This is a genomic window from Chloroflexia bacterium SDU3-3 (assembly GCA_009268125.1).
Lineage (GTDB): Bacteria > Chloroflexota > Chloroflexia > Chloroflexales > Roseiflexaceae > SDU3-3.
Genome location: WBOU01000008.1, coordinates 217152 through 239161, shown reverse-complemented (window position 1 = coordinate 239161; position 22010 = coordinate 217152). Strand labels below are relative to the sequence as shown.

22 protein-coding genes and 1 other RNA gene are annotated in these 22010 nt (G+C 63.4%); 12 read left to right on the top strand and 11 right to left on the bottom strand.

Annotated features, from left to right (window positions below; all coding sequences use genetic code 11):
- Nucleotides 1–161: 161 nt before the first annotated feature.
- Together F8S13_15625 and secG are read right to left on the bottom strand one after the other, a co-directional pair.
- Nucleotides 162–1853 (bottom strand): peptide ABC transporter substrate-binding protein, encoded by a 1692-nt coding sequence (locus tag F8S13_15625; protein KAB8142411.1) that lies wholly within the window; start codon nt 1851–1853, stop codon nt 162–164.
- A 6-nt stretch (nt 1854–1859) separates the two neighbouring features.
- Complete coding sequence (secG, locus tag F8S13_15620; protein KAB8142410.1) at nt 1860–2117, bottom strand: preprotein translocase subunit SecG; 258 nt, start codon at nt 2115–2117, stop codon at nt 1860–1862.
- Between the two features lie 110 nt (nt 2118–2227).
- Between secG and ffs the strand changes: the two genes are divergently transcribed.
- An RNA gene (gene ffs, locus F8S13_15615) (signal recognition particle sRNA small type) lies at nt 2228–2314 on the top strand.
- 47 nt (nt 2315–2361) lie between these two features.
- Here ffs and F8S13_15610 read toward each other — a convergent pair.
- Nucleotides 2362–3156 carry a carbon-nitrogen family hydrolase gene (locus F8S13_15610; GenBank protein ID KAB8142409.1) on the bottom strand — a complete coding sequence of 265 codons (795 nt, stop codon included), beginning with the start codon at nt 3154–3156 and terminating at the stop codon, nt 2362–2364.
- Nucleotides 3156–3620, bottom strand: coding sequence for an NUDIX domain-containing protein (locus F8S13_15605; protein KAB8142408.1), 465 nt, complete (start codon nt 3618–3620; stop codon nt 3156–3158). Before F8S13_15605 ends, F8S13_15610 begins: the two co-directional genes overlap by 1 nt.
- A gap of 326 nt (nt 3621–3946) precedes the next feature.
- Between F8S13_15605 and F8S13_15600 the strand changes: the two genes are divergently transcribed.
- The 4 genes from F8S13_15600 (at nt 3947) to F8S13_15585 (ending at nt 6219) form a co-directional block, all read left to right on the top strand.
- Nucleotides 3947–4330 (top strand): STAS domain-containing protein, encoded by a 384-nt coding sequence (locus F8S13_15600; protein KAB8142407.1) that lies wholly within the window; start codon nt 3947–3949, stop codon nt 4328–4330.
- The gene (locus F8S13_15595) at nt 4317–4718 is read left to right on the top strand and encodes an anti-sigma regulatory factor (protein KAB8142406.1); all 402 of its coding nucleotides are present in this window, start codon (nt 4317–4319) and stop codon (nt 4716–4718) included. The genes F8S13_15600 and F8S13_15595 overlap by 14 nt, the downstream gene beginning before the upstream one ends.
- A gap of 260 nt (nt 4719–4978) precedes the next feature.
- Entirely contained in the window at nt 4979–5665 is a 687-nt protein-coding gene (locus F8S13_15590; GenBank protein KAB8142405.1) for a sigma-70 family RNA polymerase sigma factor, read from the top strand.
- Nucleotides 5666–5667: 2 nt separating this feature from the next.
- Nucleotides 5668–6219, top strand: coding sequence for a DUF3379 domain-containing protein (locus F8S13_15585; GenBank protein ID KAB8142404.1), 552 nt, complete (start codon nt 5668–5670; stop codon nt 6217–6219).
- A gap of 55 nt (nt 6220–6274) precedes the next feature.
- Here the strand turns inward: F8S13_15585 and F8S13_15580 are convergent, their stop codons facing one another.
- From F8S13_15580 to F8S13_15555, 6 genes are all read right to left on the bottom strand, one after another.
- On the bottom strand, nt 6275–8161 hold the full coding sequence (locus tag F8S13_15580) for a protein kinase (protein KAB8142403.1): 1887 nt from the start codon (nt 8159–8161) through the stop codon (nt 6275–6277).
- Nucleotides 8162–8251: 90 nt separating this feature from the next.
- Nucleotides 8252–9541: a phosphopyruvate hydratase gene (locus tag F8S13_15575; GenBank protein KAB8142402.1), complete on the bottom strand. Its 1290-nt coding sequence runs from the start codon at nt 9539–9541 to the stop codon at nt 8252–8254.
- A gap of 78 nt (nt 9542–9619) precedes the next feature.
- A complete protein-coding gene (locus F8S13_15570) occupies nt 9620–10690 on the bottom strand; it encodes a phosphotransacetylase family protein (GenBank protein ID KAB8142401.1) in 1071 nt (356 codons plus the stop codon).
- A gap of 185 nt (nt 10691–10875) precedes the next feature.
- Nucleotides 10876–12969: an acetate--CoA ligase gene (locus tag F8S13_15565; GenBank protein ID KAB8142400.1), complete on the bottom strand. Its 2094-nt coding sequence runs from the start codon at nt 12967–12969 to the stop codon at nt 10876–10878.
- Nucleotides 12970–13283: 314 nt separating this feature from the next.
- Complete coding sequence (locus tag F8S13_15560) at nt 13284–13562, bottom strand: hypothetical protein (GenBank protein ID KAB8142399.1); 279 nt, start codon at nt 13560–13562, stop codon at nt 13284–13286.
- A 73-nt stretch (nt 13563–13635) separates the two neighbouring features.
- Complete coding sequence (locus F8S13_15555; protein ID KAB8142398.1) at nt 13636–14607, bottom strand: AAA family ATPase; 972 nt, start codon at nt 14605–14607, stop codon at nt 13636–13638.
- A 456-nt stretch (nt 14608–15063) separates the two neighbouring features.
- On the opposite strand from F8S13_15555, the gene greA reads away from it, so the two are divergent.
- From greA to F8S13_15535, 4 genes are all read left to right on the top strand, one after another.
- Nucleotides 15064–15537 carry a transcription elongation factor GreA gene (gene greA, locus F8S13_15550; GenBank protein KAB8142397.1) on the top strand — a complete coding sequence of 158 codons (474 nt, stop codon included), beginning with the start codon at nt 15064–15066 and terminating at the stop codon, nt 15535–15537.
- Between the two features lie 169 nt (nt 15538–15706).
- Nucleotides 15707–17176: a lysine--tRNA ligase gene (gene lysS / locus F8S13_15545; GenBank protein KAB8142396.1), complete on the top strand. Its 1470-nt coding sequence runs from the start codon at nt 15707–15709 to the stop codon at nt 17174–17176.
- A 102-nt stretch (nt 17177–17278) separates the two neighbouring features.
- Nucleotides 17279–17494, top strand: coding sequence for a hypothetical protein (locus F8S13_15540; GenBank protein ID KAB8142395.1), 216 nt, complete (start codon nt 17279–17281; stop codon nt 17492–17494).
- A gap of 25 nt (nt 17495–17519) precedes the next feature.
- Complete coding sequence (locus F8S13_15535) at nt 17520–17936, top strand: death-on-curing protein (protein ID KAB8142394.1); 417 nt, start codon at nt 17520–17522, stop codon at nt 17934–17936.
- Here F8S13_15535 and F8S13_15530 read toward each other — a convergent pair.
- Nucleotides 17933–19120, bottom strand: coding sequence for a glycosyltransferase (locus F8S13_15530; protein KAB8142393.1), 1188 nt, complete (start codon nt 19118–19120; stop codon nt 17933–17935). The two genes, F8S13_15535 and F8S13_15530, sit on opposite strands and share 4 nt — an antisense overlap.
- A gap of 342 nt (nt 19121–19462) precedes the next feature.
- Between F8S13_15530 and F8S13_15525 the strand changes: the two genes are divergently transcribed.
- From F8S13_15525 to F8S13_15515, 3 genes are all read left to right on the top strand, one after another.
- Nucleotides 19463–19942, top strand: coding sequence for a chemotaxis protein CheW (locus F8S13_15525; GenBank protein ID KAB8142392.1), 480 nt, complete (start codon nt 19463–19465; stop codon nt 19940–19942).
- A complete protein-coding gene (locus F8S13_15520) occupies nt 19943–20344 on the top strand; it encodes a hypothetical protein (GenBank protein ID KAB8142391.1) in 402 nt (133 codons plus the stop codon).
- Between the two features lie 113 nt (nt 20345–20457).
- The gene (locus F8S13_15515; protein KAB8142437.1) at nt 20458–21972 is read left to right on the top strand and encodes a methyl-accepting chemotaxis protein; all 1515 of its coding nucleotides are present in this window, start codon (nt 20458–20460) and stop codon (nt 21970–21972) included.
- Nucleotides 21973–22010 lie beyond the last annotated feature (38 nt).

The following is a 22010-nucleotide window of genomic DNA, read 5'->3' as shown; positions in this document are numbered from 1 at the left end:
ACTTTTATCAGTTTGCCATCACTTTCTGATAATGTGCTGAGAGAGCACCTAGTAATGTTGATTGGGATGCTGAATATCCGACACAAGGCTCAAAAAAAGCATATCGCTAGGCGATCCATCCACGGATGCCTAGCGATATGCTTTTTAAGCGGGGATATTCGTTAGGGTCGCTGGCGCAAATCGCCGCCGATCTCGCGACCGCTCTGCAAGAACCAGCCGACAACGTTGCGGAAGCGATCCTCGCGGCCTAGCAACAGCGGCATCACGGGCGTGTTGGCATTTTCGGCATCGAAGGCCAGCCCGCCCAGGTCGCTGATCGAGGTGTAGACAAACAGTGGTTGGTAGAGTGTGATCCCTGGCGCCAGCTCCAGCCAGCGCTGCTCAAACGCGGCGTAGGCGCTGCGGCGCTCCTCCGGCTCCGCCTGCTCGCGCCCGAGGGTCAACTGCTCATCGATATCACTATCCTGCAGGCCCGCATAGTTGAAGCCGCTCTCGGCCCCGCTCGAGTGCCAGAGCGCATACAGCGCATCGGGGTCGGGCCCCTGGCGCTGCCAGCCGTGCAGGGCCACATCGAAGGAGTGGCTCTGCAGGCGCTGCTCAAGCTCGCTCGGCTCCACCTGCTCGATCTTGGCCTGCACCCCAAGCGCCGCCCACTGTCGGGCAACCTCGCGGGCGGCGGCGGTATGGTCTGACGTCGTATCGGTCAGGATCGTAAAGCTAAGCGCCTTGCCCTGGCGCGTACGCACGCCATCCGCCCCAGGGGCGTAGCCCGCCGCATCAAGCGCATCGGCAGAGGACTGGGCATTAAACACAGGCAAGTCAAGGCCATGGCTCGCCAGCGCCCAGCCCGGCAGGATCGGCGACTCTAGGCGCTGCCCAAGATCATTGAGCGACACCTTGATGATCGCATCCTTATCAAGCCCCAGCGACAGCGCCTGCCGCAGCTTCACATCATCAAAAGGGGCCTGCCGCATATTAAACGTCAGGGTGGTGAAGCTCGCCAGCGGGATGGTGTGTCGCGTCGCGCTGCGCGGCGCGTTTGCGCGGCTCTGCTCGCTGGTGCTGCTCACCCCAAAGCCCACCGCCTGATTCCGGCTCAGCGCTGTCAGGGCATCCTGCGCCGACTGGTTGAAGCGCAGATCGATGCTATCGATATACGGCGTACCGCGAAAATAATCTGGGTTCACCTTCAGCAGCGCGCGCTCCGCCGAGATCGGCTCGGCCAACATATAGGGGCCGGTGCCGATCAGCCGCGTGTTATAGTCGGTGGTCGACCAGTCCTCGGCGGGAACGTCGGAAAGCAGATGCGCGGGCAGAATCGGGAAGGTGGCGTAGCTCAAGAACGATGCGAGCGGCACCGGCAGCGTGGCCCGGAAACGCTGATCATCGACCCGTTCGAGCAGCACATTCCGCCAGATCCTCGCCGTCGTGGGGTCGCCCACGAAGCCTGGCGACTGCACCGAACGAAGGGTAAACAGCGCATCGTCAGCGCTCAGCGGCGCACCATCGTGCCAGCGCACATCCATCCGCAGGGTGAAGGTGTAGACCGTACCGCTCTCATCGATCTCGGGCCAAGACTCGAGCAGATCAGGCTCGGCAAAGCCATTGATGCCGATGCGGATCAGACCATTGTACAGCAGTGCTTGGAGATCGGCGGCGGTGGTGTCGGTCGCGGGGTTGCTGAGAAGTGGGTTAACCTGGGTTGGCTGCGATGCCTCATACTCGGTGAACACACCGCCCGCCAGGGGCTGGGCGATGGCGGCGGTAGTTAGGGCCAAATAGCTCATCAGCCCCAACACTAGCGCCGCGCTCACCACCGCAATGAGGATCTGCCATCGGATCCTACGTGCCATATGCGTTTACAGCAGACCTGGGATGCCAAAGGCAGCAGCCGAGGTAAAGATCGACAGCGGCAGGCTCGCAAACAGCGCAAGGATCAGAAACACCACCGCCAGCACAACCGTCGTCTGATAGATCGTCTTCTCTAGGCCACGCTTGGTGCGATAGATCGAGCTAGTGTCGCGGCTCTGCAGGCCCGCATTTCGGCCCTGAAGAATGACCAGGGCAATCAGCACCACAGCAACAATGATTATGGCAATATAGAGTGCGGTTTCCAAAGTGTACGCCTCCTCAATAACCCCGCTTAAACTGGCAAGCGATTATACCATTCGGGGTCTGGCAGCGCAAGATCATTTGACGCCAGAAGCGGATTGGCTGTATAATGCGCCGCGAGGGGTGGCAGATACTTGCGGAACCCCGCCAGGACCGAGAGGTAGCAACGGTACGTGAGTTCCTCTGGGTACCCCTCACTTCACAACAAACAAACGCGGGTGGCCTAGCCACCCGTTTTTTGTTGCCCAGCTAGCCGCCCGCCCCATAGACATCGGGCCGCCGATCGCTCAGCACGCTCATGCGCGAGCGCACCGCCGCCACCACATCCAGATCCAGCTGCGCCACAAACAGCCCTGGCTCATCACCAGCCTCCACCAGCACCTCGCCCCACGGGTCCACCACCATCGAGTGCCCGCAGAAGTGGCTCGCCCGATCATGCCCAACGCGATTACACGCCACCATAAAGCACTGGTTCTCGATCGCCCGCGCCTGCACCAGGGTTCGCCAGTGGCCCAGCCGTGGGTAGGGCCACTCCGATGGCATCACCACCAGCCCAGCGCCGCGCACCGCATAGGAGCGGAACAGCTCGGGAAAGCGCAGATCATAGCAGATCGCAAGGCCAGCCTTGCCCCAGCGCGTATCAAGCACTGGAGCAGCATCGCCAGGCACCAGAAACTGATCCTCCTGCATCAGGCCAAACAGGTGCAGCTTGCTATAGCTGCAGCGCAGCGACCCATCCGGCTCATAGAACACAGCCGTGTTGGCCACCCCCCTAGCCTGGCGCGCAAGCACCGAGCCGACAATCGCCAGCCCATAGGTGCGAGCCGCCTCGGCCATCGCCGCGCTCGCGCCGCCGCCCAGCTCGCACGCCAGCGAGTCCGCCCGCTCCAGCATATACCCTGTCGACCACAGCTCAGGGAGCACCAGCAGATCGACCTGCTGCCCGCGCGCGTCGGCGGCCAGTGCCTGCAGCGCCATCGTATTCTGCTCTGGCTCACCCAGCACAATGTCCATCTGCGCCAAGCCCACCGTCAGTACCGCCATCACACGCTCCTATCGCCTATCGTATCGTCAGTCCCGGCACAAGCCGCAATAGCCTGCCGCCCCAGCTGGCGGATATCCTCAGCGATCTCCTCGCCGCCCAACGCATCCCAGGAGTACCAGCGGGCATCGGCTGCCTCACGCGGCGAATAATCTAGTTCGCCTGCGGTAATACGTGCAAAGTAAACTAAATCCACATGCTGATGGTCAGGCGCAATATCTTCTAGTAGAATACACTGGGGTTGGGGCAGCACTTCAACCTTTCCCAACCAAGCCCCTTTGGCGATCAGCTCTGCATCAAAACCGGTTTCCTCGCGCACCTCACGTAGGGCTGCAACATGGGGAAGCTCATGTGGTTCGATATGACCGCCTGGCGGCACCCATATGTGCAACTTCCGGTGAAACAAAAGGAGCGTACATGCATTGTGAACAATAAACGTTGTGGCCGTAAAATCGCGTGTTATCATGCGTAATTCATGCGCTCAACATATGGTAATCTATGAAGGTCGTAGCATTATAGCATCCAGATACAGCCACATGCTGTGTCTGCTACCGTTCTGATCACAATTATTCATATTGGCTTATTTAGCAAATTGCCAGAAATAGTGTATACTTGTTCGTGGAGGTAGAAGGTCCGTCATGGGTCTCTCATGCCCCTGCCTCGGAGCAGAAGAAGCTGAAGGCGTAATCGCTTACAGCGTGTGCCCATGTTGGGAGCCTTCCTGCCTGCCGAGCTGCAACCATTGGAATAGTAGACATTAATCTCTCGCAGCTTGTCGAGGAGGTCACAGTCTTGGAAAGCCTCCGGATCCCGATCCTCAAAATTGAAAATGTCTTGATTGCATCGATTCAGGTCGCTCTTCATGATGCGTCCGCCGTGCAGTTCAAAGACGATCTTCTCCAGCGCATCTATGAGACAAAAGCGCGTGGGCTGATTGTCGACTTGACCGCCGTCGATGTCGTCGACAGTTTCATTGGCCGCCTCATCAGCGACATCGCCGCTATGGCCGGCCTCATGGGTACGCGTGTGGTGATCACTGGATTACAACCAGCAGTGGCAATCACACTTGTTGAGCTTGGGCTTGAGCTTCGGGGCGTCCTAACCGCTCTGAACCTCGAAAAAGGTCTTGCTATCCTTCGTCGACAGGTTGAGGAGAGTGGTGATGGCGCAGGGTAAAGTTGCGGTAATCCGCAGCGACCTCGATATCGTCATCGCCCGAACCCTCGCCCGCGACACCGCCAAGGCCCTGGGCTTCGGCGCGATCGATCAGGCGCGGATTGCAACCGCGGTGAGCGAGCTTGCGCGTAATATCTTCCTGTACGCAGGTACGGGGAACGTTACAGTGCGCGAGATCGAACGCACTGGGCGCAAGGGTATCGAGATTGTCTGCGAAGACCAAGGTCCAGGTATCGCTAACATCGATCTCGTGATGCAAGACGGCTATAGTACCTCACGTGGTATGGGTATGGGTCTTCCGGGCGCGAAGCGCCTGATGGATGAGTTCGACATCCGCTCATCAGAAGGCCAGGGCACCACCATCACGTGTCGGAAATGGCGTACCTAGCGGTATCGAGCACACCAAGCATTTGCAGAAAGCCGTGGCAAGACAGCGCCTACGGCTTTTTCTGCTACCGCGCCCAAATCGAAGCGAGCACGTACTTTTAGCCCCCTCCTACGCCTCGCAAGCCAACCCATCAGCCGCATTTCGATCTCTTTTGCAAATCTGCACCGATCTGCTGCAACTTTCTTTCTCGCCACTACGTCATGGATAACAGTATCACTGGCAGGCGAGTTCTTGGAACAAGCTGCAGGAGGAATGAAACGGTGGCCGAGCCATCTGCTGATATTATCGGACGCGCGCAGGCAGGGGATCGAGAGGCATTTGCCCAGATCATCCTGAGCCAGCAGCACTATGTCTACAGCATCGCGATGAGCGTGCTCAAAAATCCCGAAGACGCTGCTGACCTGACGCAAGAAGCCTTCATCCGCCTCTGTCGCGCTCTTCCCCAGTACAATGGCGAGAGCCGATTCACCACCTGGCTCTACCGCCTAGTGGTAAACTTGGGGCGCGATGAGCTGCGTCGCCGGGGGCGGCAGGTGCAGATCGTACCAAATGCCGCCGAAGAGGATGAGCTAGACCCCATGCGGCAGGTGGCCGACGACGACCGCTGGTCGAACCCCGCCGATGCGCTTGACTCGCAGGAGCTGCGGAATCAGGTGCGCGCCGCCCTGGGCCAACTCGAAGAGCACTACCGCCTAGTGCTCACCCTCTACTACTTTGATGATATGAAGTACTCGGATATTGCCGAGGTGCTTGATATGCCTCTGAACACTGTCAAGAGCCATATTCGGCGCGGGAAAGAGCGGCTGGCAACGCTGCTTGAAGCCCAGGAGCAAGGTGCCCAACCGCCGCGCGTGCGCGAGGTCGCTGCGCCGCCCAAGGTCGAGCGGAACCGCCAGGTATCGCTGTTCAGCCCATTTGCCACTCTGGGCATGGCAAAGGCGAGGTAGCTATGGTCACATGTTCTCACATCCGCAAAGAGCTGCTGCTCGACGCCACCAGCGCCGACCTAGAGGTTCAAGAACATATTCGCTCGTGCCCAGCATGTGCGGCCTACGCGCGCAAGCACGAGCAGCTCGATAACGCCACCCGCTGCGAGCTGCGCTGGGAGGTGCCCTCAGATCTCACCGCCAACCTGCTGACGATGACACTGTCGCAGGCGGCCTTTGCCGCTGCGCTCAGCCCGCAGCCGAAGCGCTGGCATGTGATCTGTGCCTACATCGCCACCACCGCATCCATCCTGCTCTCGCTGCTGATCGGCTGGCAGGTATTCGAGCTTGTGGCCGCGCAGGTCGATGTGCAGGCCCAGATCACCCAGGCAATGGCGCTCCCCGGCCAGTGGGTCGCGCAGCTGACCCAGAGTATGCCACAAAGCCGCTACGTGGTAGACTTCGCCATGCGCGCCCACACCCAGCTGCTCTGGCTGCTGATGGCCGCATTTGTCTGGGCGATCCTTGACAAGTGGAACCCGCAGCAGGCGATCCAGCAGCGCCAGAGCGCCTAGGGCCGCAAGCGGTAGAAAATACAGAAAACGCGCCGAGCCAAGCTCGAGCGCGTTTTTATTGTTCCCAGCGGAGGTAGAACTGGCCCTCGCTGCCAGCCATCAGCTGGTGCGGGTCGGAGCCGTCGGCGCGCATAGCCCAGAGCTGAAAGCGCCCCCCGGCGGCGCGCGACACATAGGCAACCCAGTTGCCATCGGGCGAGAGCGCCGCGTTGGTGTGCGGGCCAGCCGAGCGTGTGAGCTGGGTGCGGTGGCCGCCATCGGCATCCGCGCGGTAGATCTGGCGGCTGTTCAGATCACCGGGCGTGCTGGCGGTAAACAGCAGCGTGGCACCATCATGCGACCACGATGGGAAGTCCTCTTCAACAGTCGGCGTATTGGTGAGGTTGCGGGCCGCGCCGTCGGCCCGCAGGACAAAGATGTCCTGCGGCGCACCGGGCCGGGCGGGGGCGGCGTAGGTTAGGCCCTGCGATGACCAGGCGATCCAGCCAAGGTTGCTGGGGCCGGGGTAGCGATGCTCGCCGGTATCGAGATCGACGATCACCAGCCGGTACGCGCCATTGCGCGCGGCGGCCTCGGTATATGCCAGCTGGCGGCCATCGGGTGAGAAGACCGGGTAGCGGGCAAATTTACCGCTATCGCTGATCTGGCCAATGCGCTCGCCGCTGAGCAAGCGCATGTAGACGACATTGCCTTCCACCGTGGCGAAGCGCAGCTTATCGGGCGCGAGCGCGGCTGCGGTGCTGCGCCCGCCGCCTAGCAGCTTGGCGTACGAGCGCGAGGATGCCTCGACCCAGTAGATATCGCACGAGAAGACATCCTCGGCATACTGGCCATAGAGCAGCGTGCCGGTGGCCCCTGGCAGCAGCGGGATGCCCAGGCTGGCGGTAGGGCTTGCGACGCTAGGCAGCATCGCGCCGCCCGCAGAGCGCTGGCCGCCCCAGGCCGCGATCAGCGCACCCGCCCCGCCCACGACCCCCACGATCACCACCACGATCAGCACCAGCATCGCCGGCATCGAAGAGGCGGGCTGCGGTGGCGGCTGGGTGCTGGGCAGCAGCGGCACGGTGGGGCGCGGCGTGAGGCGCACGGTGGCCGCGGGGTAGTAGGGTGCGCTCGCGACCGCCACAAGATCGCGGCGCAGGTGGTCGATCGACTGGTAGCGCTCCTCGGGCTTGAGCGCGGTGGCGCGCGCAACCACGCGCGCCAGGGCCGGGGACACATCGGGGCGGATCTCGGGCAGGCCGGGCAGGAAGAGACCCGCAGGCGGCTGGCCGCTGGCCAGGTGGTGCAGGGTGGCACCGAGGCTGTAGATGTCGCTGCGGGTATCGGTCTGGCCGTGGCCGTACTGCTCGGGGGCGGCGTAGCCAGGCGTTCCCACGATCATGGTGTCTGCCGACTGCTCGGGCTTGAACAGGCGCGCGATGCCAAAGTCGATCAGCTTGAGCTGAAGCGACGTTGGGTCGGCGGGCATCTCCTCCACCGCGCGATGCGATTCGATAATCACGTTGCCCGGCTTCAGATCGCGAAAGATGATCGGCGGCTGATGCTGATGCAGGTACTGGAACACATCGCAGAGACACAGGCCACACGCCACCGTGAGCTCATCGGGGAAGGGCGCGCCGTGGGCCAGCACCAGCTCGCGCAGTGTGGGGCCAGGCACGTACTCCATCACCAGGAAGGCGCGATCTTCGTGCTGGAAGTAATCCCAGACCTTGGTGAGGCCAGCGTGATCCAGCTGGGCGAGCATGCGCGCCTCTTGGGCAAACAGCTTGAGCGCCATAGGGCGGTCGTGCTCTTCGAGCTTCTCCGCCGAAAGCTCTTTAATGGCCACGAAGCGCTGAAGCCGCTGGTCGTGCGCGAGGTACACGCGGGCGAAGCCACCTGTGCCCAGGAGGCGCTCGATGCGGTAGCGATCTTGTAGCAGCGTGGCGGGTGCAAGCATGGGTACGATATACAACGAAAAGACGAAGGACGATTATAGCAAAAGAATCGTCCTTCGTCTTCGCGTCGATAAGCCGTGAGGCTCGGCGAGCTAGCCGCGCTTCACGTTGAAGGCGCTCCAGCCGGCGTAGACCGCATCATCGCCCAGCTCCTCCTCGATGCGGAGCAGCTGGTTGTACTTGGCCACGCGGTCGGTGCGTGCGGGCGCGCCGGTCTTGATCTGGCCAGCGTTGGTGGCCACCACCAGATCGGCGATGGTCACGTCCTCGCTCTCGCCCGAGCGGTGCGAGACGATCGCGGTGAAGCCCGCGCGCTGGGCCATCTGGATGGCGGCCATGGTCTCGGTGAGCGAGCCGATCTGGTTCAGCTTGACCAGGATGGCGTTGGCAGCCTGCTCGTCGATGGCGCGCTTGAGGAACTTCACATTGGTGACCAGAAGGTCGTCGCCGACCAGCTGCACGCGGTCGCCGATGCGGGCGCGGAGCTTCTTCCAGCCCTCCCAGTCGCCCTCGGCCAGCGCATCCTCGATCGAGATGATCGGGTAGCGGGCGACCAGGTCGGCCCAGTACTCCACCATCTCATCGCTGGTGAGCTTGCGGTTCTCGCGGGCCAGGTTGTAGAGGCCGTCCTCGTAGATCTCGCTGGTGGCGGGGTCCATGGCCAGCATCACCTGCTCGCCGGGCTTGTAGCCAGCCTTCTCGATCGCCTCAAGGATCACCTTGAGCGGGGCCTCGTTGTCGGGCAGGCTGGGGGCGAAGCCGCCCTCGTCGCCGACGGTGGTGCCCAGGCCGCGCTCGTGCAGCACGTCGTGCAGAGCGTGGTAGATCTCGGTGCCCCAGCGCAGCGCCTCGCTGAAGGTGGGAGCGCCGACCGGCATCACCATAAACTCCTGGAAGTCGGTCGAGTTGAAGGCGTGCTTGCCGCCGTTCATGATGTTCATCATGGGCACGGGCAGCACGTGGCCGTGGATGCCGCCGAGGTAGCGGTAGAGCGGCGTGCCGAGGGCGGCAGCGGCGGCCTTGGCGGCGGCCAGCGAGACAGCCAGGATGGCGTTCGCGCCGAGCTTCGACTTGGTCTCGGTGCCATCCAGGGCCAGCATGGCGCGGTCGAGCGCCACCTGGTCGGCGGCATCCATGCCCACCAGCTCGTCGGCGACAACGCTGTTCACGTTCTCGACCGCCTTCAGCACGCCCTTGCCGCGGTAGTGGCTCTTGTCGCCGTCGCGCAGCTCGAGGGCCTCGTTCGCGCCGGTCGAAGCGCCGGAGGGAACGATGGCGCGGCCAATGTCGCCGCTCTCGACGTGCACATCCACCTCGACGGTCGGGTTGCCACGCGAGTCAAGCACCTGGCGCGCGCGGATGTCTTCAATAATCGTAGCCATGAGATCCATTACTCCTTATGCAAGGGCCGGGCGAAACAAGCGCCCCGCATATTGGCGGGGCGCAACCGGCCCATGTGACTAGCTAACGGTCATGCCGAGGGATTCATACAGCCGCCCAAAGTTGAAGTACTCGGTGAGCAGCTTGTTGTAGCGCTGGACTTTCGCCGCCTGCTTGAAGCGGATGCTGCCGAACACCGCCTCGGCGCGCTCGACCGCGGTGAGCGTGTCGTCGGGCAGCAGGATGATCGGCACCCCGCGCTCCTCGGCGCGGTCGATCACGGTGGGCGCGGGGCGGATGTTGCCCGTCAGCACCAGCGCGGTGGTGGATGTCTCCAGCGCGGCCAGCTGCAGGTCGCTGCGGTCGCCGCCGGTGAACACCGCCTTGTTGGGGCGGCGGCGGAAGTGCGAGAGCGCGGCCTCCGCGCCCATCGCGCCAATCGAAAGATGCTCGATGATCTTGCTCTGCAGCTCGGGGTTGCCGATGTACTGGCCGCCCAGGTGTTCGAGCAGATCTTCCACGGTGATGCCGGCCAGAGTCGCATCCTGCACCAGCGTGCCGAACACCGGGATGCCCTTCTTCTCAAGGTAGGGCACCACGCGGCTCTGCACGAAGTCGAGCTGCGGCTCGGCCACCTGGTTGAGCAGCACACCCAGCAGGCGGTCGCCCAGGTAGCGCTGCACCGCGAGGATGGAGTCGATCGCGAGCGTGGTGCGGTAGCGGCTGACCAGCAGCACCGGTGCCTGCAGCATATCGGAAACATGGTCGGCGGAGAGATCGACCAGGGTGCCCTCGGCCCAGTGGTTTGCGCCCTCAAGCACGACAAAGTCGCGATCGCGAGAGACCTGCACATAGGCGTCGCGCAGCTTCTTGGAAAGATCGGGGCCTTGGCCGCGCAGGATCTGGTCGACTGCGCTCTGGGTGATCAGCACCGGCGCGAGCCGGTCGAGCGGATCGGGCAGGCCAAAGTGATCGTGGACAAAGGATGTATCCTCTTCAAGGATGGCATCTTCTGTGCGAGTGACGGAGACACTGACCGGCTTCATGTAGCCGATGTTAAACCCATCGCGGCGTGCCCGGTCAAGCAAACCGATACAAGTCGCGCTCTTGCCGACAAACGTCTCTGTTGAAGCAACGTAGAGGGTAGCCATCTCGCATCTCCCTTGATTCAGAATTCAGAACACCCTTGTACCTGCTTGCCTGAGCATCATTGGGACTATGCCGCCGCGGGCGCCTACTGGGGCGCGGGGGCCGCAGCCCCCACGCCTCTATTGTAGTGCATGCAAGCACAACGTGCCTGATCTGCTCCTTCTATCTCCTCGCTTCTCGTGCGAACCTAGCTCTGCAGGATGATGCGAGCGTCCAGCACCGTCGCACCCGACCCCTGGTTGTGAACGACGAGCGGATTGATGTCCATCTCGACGATCTCGGGGAAGTCGGTCACGAGCTGCGAGACGCGGAGCACCGTCTCCTCGGCGGCGGCAAGATCGGCGGGCATGTCGCCGCGCACGCCCTTGAGCAGGGCGAACGAGCGCAGCTCGCGGATCATCTCGCTGCTCTCCTCGCGCGAGATGGGGGCCAGCCGGGCCGCGGTGTCCTTCAGAACTTCGACATAGATGCCGCCAAGGCCCACCAGGACCAGCGGGCCAAACTGCGGGTCGCGGTTCACGCCCACCAGCATCTCGCGGCCCTTGGGCACCATCTCCTGCACCAGCACGCCCCAGATCGTCGCGTCGCGGCTGAACTTGCGCGCGCGGTACTCGATCAGCTCGTAGGCATCGCGTGCCTCGCTGGGGCTGCTCACGCCCACCTTCACGCCGCCGATGTCCGACTTGTGAAGGATGTCGGGCGACGAGATCTTCATCACCACCGGGAAGCCGATCTCGCTGGCGATCTGGGCGGCCTCTTCGGGCGAGCGGGCCAGCCGCGACTGCGGCAGCCGCATGCCGTAGGCCTCCATCACCTCGCGGGCCTCAATCTCGCCCAGCTCCACGCGGCCCGACTCGCGCACCTTCTTGAACAGGGCGCGCACGCGGTCCTTGTCCACCTCGAAGCTGGCGTAGGAGCCAGCGGCGCGGTTGCTCCACTTGCGCTGGTCGGCCATAGCGCGCAGCGCCGAGACGGCGCGCTCGGGGAAGGCGTAGTTAGGAATCTTGTGCTTGTTCAGCAGCTCGAGCGCCGGCCCAAGGCTGACCGCGCCCATGTAGCTGGTGACGACCGGCTTGGGCTGGCCCGCGCTGAGCCGCGCGATGACCTTGGCGGTCTCCTCGGCCTCGCTGCCTGCCTGGGGCGTGAACAGCACCAGCACCGCATCCACATTCGGGTCGGCCAGCGCGGCGCGCAGGGCGATCTCGTAGCGGTCGGCGCGCGCGTCGCCGATCACGTCGATCGGGTTGAACACGCTGGCCATATCGGGCAGCGACTTGCGCAGGCGCTCGATCGTTTCGGGGGTGAAGCTGGTCAGCTTCAGGCCCGAGCGCTCGATCGCGTCGGTGGCGATGATGCCAGGGCCACCCGCGTTGGTGACGATCGCCACGCGGTCGCCAGCGGTGAGCGGCTGGTAGGCGAAGGCCAGCGCGAAGTCGAACAGCTCCTCCATCGAGCGGGCGCGGAGGATGCCGCTCTGGGTGAAGGCCGCCTCGTAGGCGCGCTCGGAGCCAGCCAGCGAGCCGGTGTGCGACGAGATCGCGCGCGTGCCGGCCTCGGTAGTGCCGCTCTTGATCGCGATCACCGGGGTCTCCTTGGTGACACGGCGGGCGGTCTCGATGAAGGCCGGGCCGTTGTTGATGCCCTCAAGGTACGCGAGGATCACCTTGTTGTCGGCCTCGTTGCCCCACTCCTCTAGGAGCGAGACCTCGTCGACATCGCCCTTGTTGCCAAGGCTGACGAAGCGCGAGAAGCCGATGCCCTCCTGCTTGCTCCAGTCCAGAATGGCGGAGCAGATGGCGCCGGACTGCGACATAAACGCGATCTCACCGGCGATCGGCATCATAGGTGCAAACGATGCGTTGATTGGAGTTGTTGTGTCGATAATCCCCAGGCAGTTGGGGCCAACCATACGCATGTTATACTTCTGAACGATCTCGATGAGCTTGCGCTCAAGCTCTTTGCCCTGGCCACCGACCTCTTTGAACCCGGCGGTGATAACCACTAGGCCCTTCACGCCCTTCTGGCCGCACAGCTCGGCGGCAGCCAGCACATGCTGCGGTGGGATGACGATAACCGCCAGGTCGACGGCTTCGGGAACTGCGTCGATCGATGCGAACGCAGGTAGCCCGGCAACTTCTGCAGCTGTCGGGTGGATAGGATATATGCGCCCCTTATAGCCATTGTCGAGGACATTCCTCAACACGCGATTGCCCAGCTTTGTTTGGTCGGGCGACGCTCCAATGATGGCAACGGACTGAGGGGCGAAAATCGCCTCAAGCATGCCCTTCTCCTCATTTGGTCACAACACGCGTAATAATACCGGAATGTGCTACCACGGGCAAGTTCTGCAACATGGCAAACCCTTGCTGATGAGGCATTCCGACCACTATCCATAATATCTGTCTTTTTTTCACAATTGCGTGGCGTTGCGACAACAGAAAATTAGCAAGCGGGAACTTAACACGCGGAATATTGTGCGGCGAAAAGCATGGCAGTGAGGCGCAGGCGCGCTGGGCCTGCATGAGCTTCGAGTTTTGGACCAGAGCGAAAGCGGGGCTGCTGCCGCAGCCTCGCTTGAACCGCTTTCTTGGCCAGCTACTGCCCCCAGATATTCTTCCAGATGTCCTGGAAGGTGGTCTGCACGCTGGCTACCGTCTGCTGTAGTGGGTCGGGGGCCAGACGCGCATCGAGGCGCGTCTTGGTCTCGGCCAGCAGCTCGTCGAGCAGCTTGTGGGAGTAGTAGTTATTCATCAGCACCAGTTGCTCGGTATAGCGTTGCAGCAGCTCCTCGCGGTTGGGGCCCGCCGAGGCATCTTTCAGCAGCTGGTCGAGCAGCTGGTACGAGTCGCTGCGGAGATCATCGCCCTGAGACATCACCATCCTCCTTTGGCGGCCAAGCGGGGCCGCTACTGGTGTGACGCAGCGCCGTGTGCGGTTGTTGCAGGCCCTAGCGGCGCGGCTCGCGCATCAGGCGCTGCGAGGTCCAGCGGCAGTTATTGCAGTAGGCCACGTCGTAGCCCGCCAGGGTGGCGCGGCGGATGGGCGCGCCGCAGTTCGGGCAGCTCTGGCCTGCGGATGTGGGCGCGAAGGCCACCGGGCGCTGGGGCTGCTCGGCAGCTGGGGGCTGCGGCTGCGGCTGCGGCGTGGGCGCAGGCTGGGGTGCGGCGACGCGCGGCTCGAAGGGGAACAGCTCGCAGACCCGCTCGACCAGCTGGGCGTAGTCGGCTGCGCCGCGCGAGCGTGGGTCGTACTCGTAGATCGTCTGGCCGTAGCGCGGTGCCTCGGAGAGCTTGATATTCACGCGGATGGCCGGGCCAACCAGCTCGCCGTAGCGCGAGCGCAGATCGTCGAGCAGCTCGGTGGACTGCTTGAGGCGCGGGTCGTACATGGTGGGCACGATCAGCTTGATGCTGCCGTTGCCGCCCTTGACGCGGGCCACCTGCTGGAACAGCAGGTCGATGCTCTTCAGCGAGAAGTGCTCGACGGTGGTGGGCGCAATCACCGCGCGGGCTGCGATGAAGGCGTTCACATTCAGCAGCGTCAGCGAGCCGCCCGAGTCGATGCAGATAAAGTCGTAGGCGTTCACCACGGGGCGCAGCGCCTTCTCAAGCGTGCGGCTCCAGTCGGCGCGCTGCGCGATCACCGGCTGCGCGCCCAGCAGGGTGTGGTCGGATGGCAGCAGGTCGAGGTTGGGCCGAACCGTGGTGATGCACGACTCGATAGGAACGCCATCGATCAGCACCTCGTAGAGCGTGCGGCGTGGCGTGAGCCCCAGGGCCATGGCCAAGTTGCCCTGGGCGTCGACATCCACGAGCAGAACACGAGCGCCCTTCAGCGCCAGGCCCGCACCAACGTTGACCACGGTTGTGGTCTTCCCGATACCACCTTTAAGGTTGGAAATTGCAATGACGTGGCCCATGGGTGTTGCCTTAATGTGTTGAGGGCATCGGTGCGCGCAGCACCCCGTGTAGTGTAGCGCAGCAGCGCACGGGTGTCAATTGAAAACCATTGACAGAAAAGCCCGCCGTCGCCGCGCGCCCGCGTGCCAGGCTAGCGCGCTTGGCCGCACTAGAGTCACATGTAGGGCCAGCCGCGCGGCATGCCGCACGGGTGCCAGTTGTCTGCTCACATCAACCATAGTAGCAACGCTGAACAAACTATCACAAACACCCTTTACAAAACAAAATCCATCCTCTATAATTGTGGTGCGCCAGCGGTACGTGTACCGAAGTCTGGCGCAAACCATATTTTGGGGCAGGACTGAGGGGTGACGCTCTCAGTTCTTTTTTAAGCTCAATCGCAGGATTTCCTTCGTGCTCAAAAGGACTATTGCAGCTATTCTGCAGGTTTGAGCCGTGTCGAAAAGGCAAAAGCGATGACCGACAAACCAGCATACCTAACCCGAGATGGCCGCGCAAAGCTCGAAGTCGAGCTGGAAGAGCTGATGACCACCGGACGTAAGCAGGTGGCCGAGCGTATCGGTGCCGCAAAGGAGCTGGGGGACATCTCCGAAAGCGGCGAGTACGAAGACGCCAAGAACAGCCAGGCCCACCTCGAAGCTCGCATCCGCGAGATCAAGAGCATCCTCTCGCGCGCCCAGATCATCGAGGAGGAGACATCCTCCAACAGCGAGATCCGGGTAGGATCGCGGGTGACGGTGCGCATCGAGGGCGAGGACGACGAAGAGACCTACACGATCGTCGGCAGCACCGAGGCCAGCCCCCGCGACGGCAAGATCTCGAACGAGTCGCCGATTGGGGCGGCGCTGCTGGGTAAACGCGTGCGCCAGAAAGTGCAGGTGCAGACCCCATCCGGCGTGCTTAAACTGACAATCGTCAAGATCCAGTAGATAGATTCAGCAATCTACCGGTAGCAGCCAGGCGGGGCACCCGCTGGCTGCTGCCTTTTTTTCAGGCTTGTACGGCGCAGCGGGCGGCTATGCACCCCCAACAGCTGCGATCGACAAGCCTTTTCTGTGGTAAGCTGAAAGCCACATTTATGCCGAAAGATTAGTGTGTATGGAACTCAACGAACTTCAGCGCCAGCGCCTCGCCAAGCTCGAGCGGCTGCGCGAACAGGGCATCGACCCCTTCCCGGCGCGCGCCGAGCGGGCCGACACCATCGGCGACGTGCTGGCCCACTTCGACGAGCGCATGGGCCGCGACGACACAGTGACGGTGGCGGGCCGCCTAGTGGGCGCGCGCCGCGTGATGGGCAAGCTGGCCTTCGCCCACATCGAGGACGAGAGCGGCAAGATCCAGCTGTGGATCAGCAAGGCCGACCTGGGCGACGAGTGGTTCGCCCGCTTCCGCGACGACCTCGACACCTTCGATATCATCCAGGTGAGCGGGCAGCTGCGCCACACCAAGACGGGCGAGGCCTCGGTGTTTGTCACCAGCATGCGCGTGCTGGCCAAGTCGCTCAACCCGCCGCCCGAGAAGTGGCACGGCCTGCAGGATGCCGAGGCCCGCCACCGCGAGCGCTACCTTGACCTGATCGTCAACCCCGAGGTGCGCGAGACCTTCCGCACCAGGGCCAAGATCATCTCCGAGATGCGCCGCTTCCTCGACGAGCGCGGCTTTATCGAGGTCGAGACACCTATGCTGCAGCCGATCTACGGCGGCGCGGCAGCCAAGCCCTTTGTGACCCACCACAACCAGCTGGATCAAGACCTGTACATGCGCATCGCCACCGAGCTGTACCTGAAGCGCCTGATCGTGGGCGGCATGGGGCGCGTGTACGAGATCGGCAAGAACTTCCGCAACGAGGGCGTAGACCGCACCCACAACCCCGAGTTCACGGCCATGGAATGCTACCAGGCCTACGCCGACTATAATGACGTGATGCAGCTGGTGGAGGACATGGTGCGCACCATCGTACAGGCGGTGCGCGGCAGCACCACGCTGGTCTACCAGGGCCAGGAGCTGGACTTCGGCCCGGCCTGGGCCAGGGTCTCCATCCCCGAGGCCATTCTTGAGACCACCGGGGTAGACATCATGAAGATCGACACGCTGCCCGAGCTGCAGGCCGAGATCAAGACGCGCGGGCTGCGCGTGGATCCCAAGCCCAGCTGGGGCAAGCAGGTGGATGAGCTGTTCTCGGAATATGTGCAGCCCCGGCTCACCCAGCCTACCTTTGTGGTGGACCACCCGGTGGCGCTCTCGCCGCTGGCCAAGCGCCGGCCCGACAACCCCGTGCTCACCGAGCGCTTCGAGCCGTTCGTGGCCGGGATGGAGCTGGGCAACGCCTTCACCGAGCTGAACGACCCGATCGACCAGGAGCAGCGCTTCCTCGACCAGGGCCGCGCCTACGAGGCCGGCGACGACGAGGCCCAGCAGATGGATGTGGACTTCATCAACGCGCTGATGTACGGCATGCCGCCCACCGGCGGCCTGGGTATCGGCATCGACCGCCTAGTGATGCTGCTAACCGACCAGCCGACCATCCGCGAGGTGATCGCGTTCCCGCACCTGCGGCAGCGCAGCTAGCACCCCAGCCACACTCTGGCAGGCCACGGCGGCATATGCCATACCGCCGTGGCCTGCTTTTTGTATCGCACGTGTGTATTGGAAGACGATAGGGAGGATCTCATGCCGCGCTCATTCACCATCGAACGCGAGAATCTGCCCGAGACGGTGCAGACATGGCTCAAGGCTGTGAACCTTGGCGAGTCGGATGTGGTCGAGCTCATCTTCACCGAGGGCGAGGTGCTGCTGCGCAAGCCGATCAGCCCCGAGCTGCGCGAGTGGGCGCGCGGCGTGGCCGATCGCTACGACAAGGCGTTTAACCAGCTGATCGGCCTCTAGCGGCCAACTGTTCTCTGGGGGAGCTATGCGCTATCTTTCAAAGCACGATCTGATGGATCTGCACGCATATGTGATGCTGCGCTACGGCGGCAGGCTTGGGGTCAAAAGCCAGGACAAGATCACCACAGCGCTGCTCGCGCCCCAGCAGGTGATGTTCGGGGCCGAGATGTACCACGATCTGCCGTCCAAGGCGGCGGCGCTGGCCTTCTCGCTGCTGAAGAGCAGGCCGTTCGTCAGCGGCAACGAGGCCACCGCGCTGATCGCCGTGCTGCGCTTCCTAGCGCTGAACGGCGCAGACCTGAACGAGGAGACCCAGGCCGACGATCTAGCCGAGATCATCCGCAGCGTGGGCCAGTCGGAGACCAGCAAGAACGGCCTGGAAAGCTGGCTGCGCCAGCGCATACGGCCCGAGCAGCAAGAGGCCGAGCCGCCCAGCAGCTAGCGCTCGCGCGGGTGGCTCTCCGCCGAGAGGCGCTGGAGCATGTCGGCGATCTGGGCGAGCTGCTGGGAAGCCTGGTGCTGCCAAGCCTCGCTCTGCGCGGTGCTGCGCTCCAGCGCGCTCTCCAGCCGCTCGATCCGGCCAAGCAGCGAGCTCTGCAGCGCCTCGATCTGGTCGACGTGGTCGATCGCCGTCTCCACCTGCTCCAGGCGGCTGGTCACCACGCGCCGCCAGTCTTCTAGCTCGATCTCCTGCTTGCGCTGGCGGTAGAGGTTCTCATCCAGCACGCGGCGCATGCCGCCGATGCGGTCGGAAAGCAGGCCGATCAGGAAGGTGATCAGCGACAGCATCACCAGCACGCCGCCCACCAGCAGCGACTGATCGTTCGAGCCGGTGACGATATTGAGCCGCCGCCCGATGAAGATATAGGCCGCCCACAGCAGCAAAAGAAGGCCGGGGATCAGCAGCGCGGTGGCGATATACGAGAAGGTCTTCAGCGGCTCGTAGGTGGCGTAGGTGCGCACGATCGTGGCGGCCTGGCGCTTGACAAAGTTCCAGTTGCCGCGATGCAGCCTGGACGGGCGCGTAGGGTTGGTGCGGATCGGCACGGTGACGATGGCCAGACCTTTTTTGCCCGCCTGGATGATGTTCTCTACCGTGTATGAGAAATCGGTAGTGACGAACATGCGCAGCGCCGCCTCGCGCGAGAGCGCGCGGAAGCCGCTGACGGTGTCGGGCACATCGGTGCCCGAGGCCCAGCGCACCACGCTGCTGCCGATATGCTGCAGCGCCTTCTTGATCGGCGAGAAGTGCTCGATCGTCTGCACCTGGCGGTCGCCGATCACATACTCGGCCTCGCCGCTGATAATCGGCGCGACCAGCAGCGGGATCTGGCTGCCGGGGTACTGGTGGTCGGCGTCGGTGTTCACGATGATGTCGGCGCCCAGGCGCAGCGCGGCGTTGATGCCGGTCTGGAAGGCGGCGGCCAAGCCCTTGTTACCCACGTGGCGCACCACGTAGTCGGCACCATGCTGGCGGGCGATGTCTGCGGTGCCATCGGTGCTGCCATCATCGATAACCAGCACCTCGACGCTATCCACGCCTGCGATGCTGCGCGGGATATGGTCAAGCACCTCGGCGATGGTCACGCTCTCGTTGTAGGCCGGGATCTGTATAATCAGTTTCATTGTCACGGCTGGCACGCAGCGGCGGTGGACGCCGCAGACACGCTCGATAGATCTTCCATACAATATAGTTGGCGCATTGTAGCGCCGAGCCAGCGCTTTGTAAAGCACCTGGGGCGCAGGGCGCAGGCCCGCCCACGGCAGGGCAGAACGCAGCGCGTGACCACCGACACAGCATCGTAGCGAGCATATCTATCTATTGTAGCAAGAGTACTGCTAGGGGTTGTACCTTCAGTACCAATCGTATACTTGACCGCTATCCGCTACCCGTAGTATTCTGCCGATGCACATAGCACACCAATGCTAGCACTGCGCCATACGCAGCATCGAGAAAGATAGAATTCGGTGTCAACCCCTGCCCTTGAGCAACTCAGCACCGCCGAGCCACGCGCCCAGATCGGCCTGATCATCCTGGAGCTTGCCGCAGAGCGCTACGCCATCCCCTCGCAGCTGGTGCGCGAGGTGGTGCGCTTCCGCCCATGGACAATCGTCCCCGGCGCGCCGCCCACCCTGCCCGGCATCATCTCGCAGCGCGGCATGATTCTGCCTATCGCCGATCTGCGTCCGCTCCTCGGGCTTCCCGACGCCGAGCTGAGCCGCACCGCCCGCTTTGTGGTGCTGCAGCACCAAGAGATCGACATGGCGCTGCTGGCCGAGTCGGTGGTCGATCTGGCCGAGCTGGTGGAAGATCGCTTCGAGCCGCCGCCAGCGGCGCTCGAGTCGCGCAGGGGGCGCTTTATCCAAGGCATCACCGAGTTCGAGGGCAGCCCGCTGGCGCTGCTCGATATGGACACCATCACCAGCGCGCTGCGCGAGGGCAACTAGGTGGCCGACCCGACACTGCTGCTTGTGCAAACCGCGCATCACAAGTATGCTATCCGCAACGATGACGTCTACGCCATCCGCACGGTCAACACCAAGATCGCCCCCACAGCGCAGGAGCGCTACATCGAGCTTGGGCCGCTGTTCGACCCAGCAGATATCAGCGACACATCGCGGCGGCACGCCATGCTGGTGCCCCTGCGGCGCAAGCTGCTGCTGTTCCTGGTCGACAGAATTGACCAGTTCGAGGCCCAACCAACCGTATCGGCGCTGCCCAAGCTGATCGCCGATCACCTGCACCAGCCCCTCGCGATCGGCGTGGTGCCGCTCGACGACCATATGATTGTACTGCTTGACCTGCGGGCGATCGCCCGAAGTGTGCTTTCATCGCCCACCCTGGGCTGAGGATGAGTAATAACACTATGGCAGATTCGGACACACCAAAAACAAATCAGAGCAGCCGCCGAATCGACACGGTGGCAGCACTTCAGGGCAACGAGGCCGAGCGCTCGGCGCTGATGGAGAGCTTCGGGTGGATCCTTGAGCTGGTCTCGTTCATCGGCGGCGGCATCCTGATCATCGTCAACCTGCTGATGCAGCTCGACTCTAAGATTAACTGGTACATCGGCGGGGCGATCGTGCTCACCACCATCCTCTGGCTGGGCGTGCGCTTCTTGGTGGCGCAGAAGAAGCACCAGGCCAGCTTCTACTTCTTCCTGTATGGCACCCTGGCCTATATCTCGCTGCTAGTCTACGTGTTCGGCGGCGTCACGCGCATGATGCCGCTGGCCTACGTCATCCCTGTGCTGGTGGCGGGGCTGTTTGGGCGCTCGCGCGACGGGGTGTGGATCTTCCTGGCCTCATCGGGCTGCTACGCCGCGCTCACACTCGCCGAGATCTTGCTCCACCCCAGCCTGCACCCCGAGACCAGCGGGCCAGTGATGCTGCAGCCCAGCAGCCTCTACATCATGGCGATCATCGAGTTCCTAGTGATCGGCGCGATGATGGCCTACCTCTCCTACCTCTGGTCGCGCAGCACCAAGCTCTTCCTGGTGCAGCTGGGCGAGCAGTCCGAGGCGCTGTTCGGCTCGAACGACAAGCTGCTGCAGAAGAACATCCAGCAGATCGAGGTGGGCAACGAGCTGTCTGCCGCCGCCGCCGAACTGCTGGCCGCCTCGCACCAGCAGGCCAGCGGCGCGACCGAGCAGGCCAGCGCGGTGTCGCAGATCAGCACCACGATCGAGGAGCTGGGCGCAACCGCCCGGCAGGTGGCGATCGCCGCCGAGCAGGTGGCCCAGGCCGCCCAGCAGACGCTCGAAAACCTGAGCGAGGGCCAGTCGGCGGTCGACTCGGGCATCCAGGCCATCGAGCGCATCCGCTCGCGCATGAGCGACATCACCCAGCGCGTGCTGGGGCTGGGCGAGCGCTCGCAGCAGATCGGCGAGATTATCGACCTGATCAACGACCTGTCGGATGAGACCCACCTGCTGGCGCTCAATGCCGCGATCGAGGCGGCGGGCGCAGGCGAGCACGGGCGGCGCTTCGCCGTGGTGGCCGCCGAGGTGAAGAGCCTGGCCAACCGTGCCCTGGCCGCCGCCAAAGAGGTGAAGGGCGTGATCGCCGAGATCCAGCAGGCCACCAACGCCGCCGTGCTGGCCGCCGAAGAGGGCGTGAAGGAGGTCGAGCGCGGGGCCGAGCAGTCGCATAATGCCGGCCACGTGATGGACGCAATCGTGATGGTGGCCGAGCGCACCGCCCAGAGCGCCAGCGAGATCAGCCTGGCCACCGCCCAGCAGCAGAGCGCCAGTGAGCAGATCGTCGAGACCATGCGCGAGGTGGCCGAGGTGGCCCGCCAGACCGCCGCAGGCGCGCGCCAGATGGCCGAGTCGGCCCAGATGCTCAGCGCCATCGCCGAGCGGCTGCACGGCATCACCGGCAACTCGTTCGACCCGCACAACCAGCTTTTTGGCGAAAACGGTCTAGCCTCAACTGGCTATGCCAACCTGTCTCTAGGCGACAACCAGCGCTACTAGCAGCCGGGAAGATGCGGACACCAGCGCACAGCTAGATC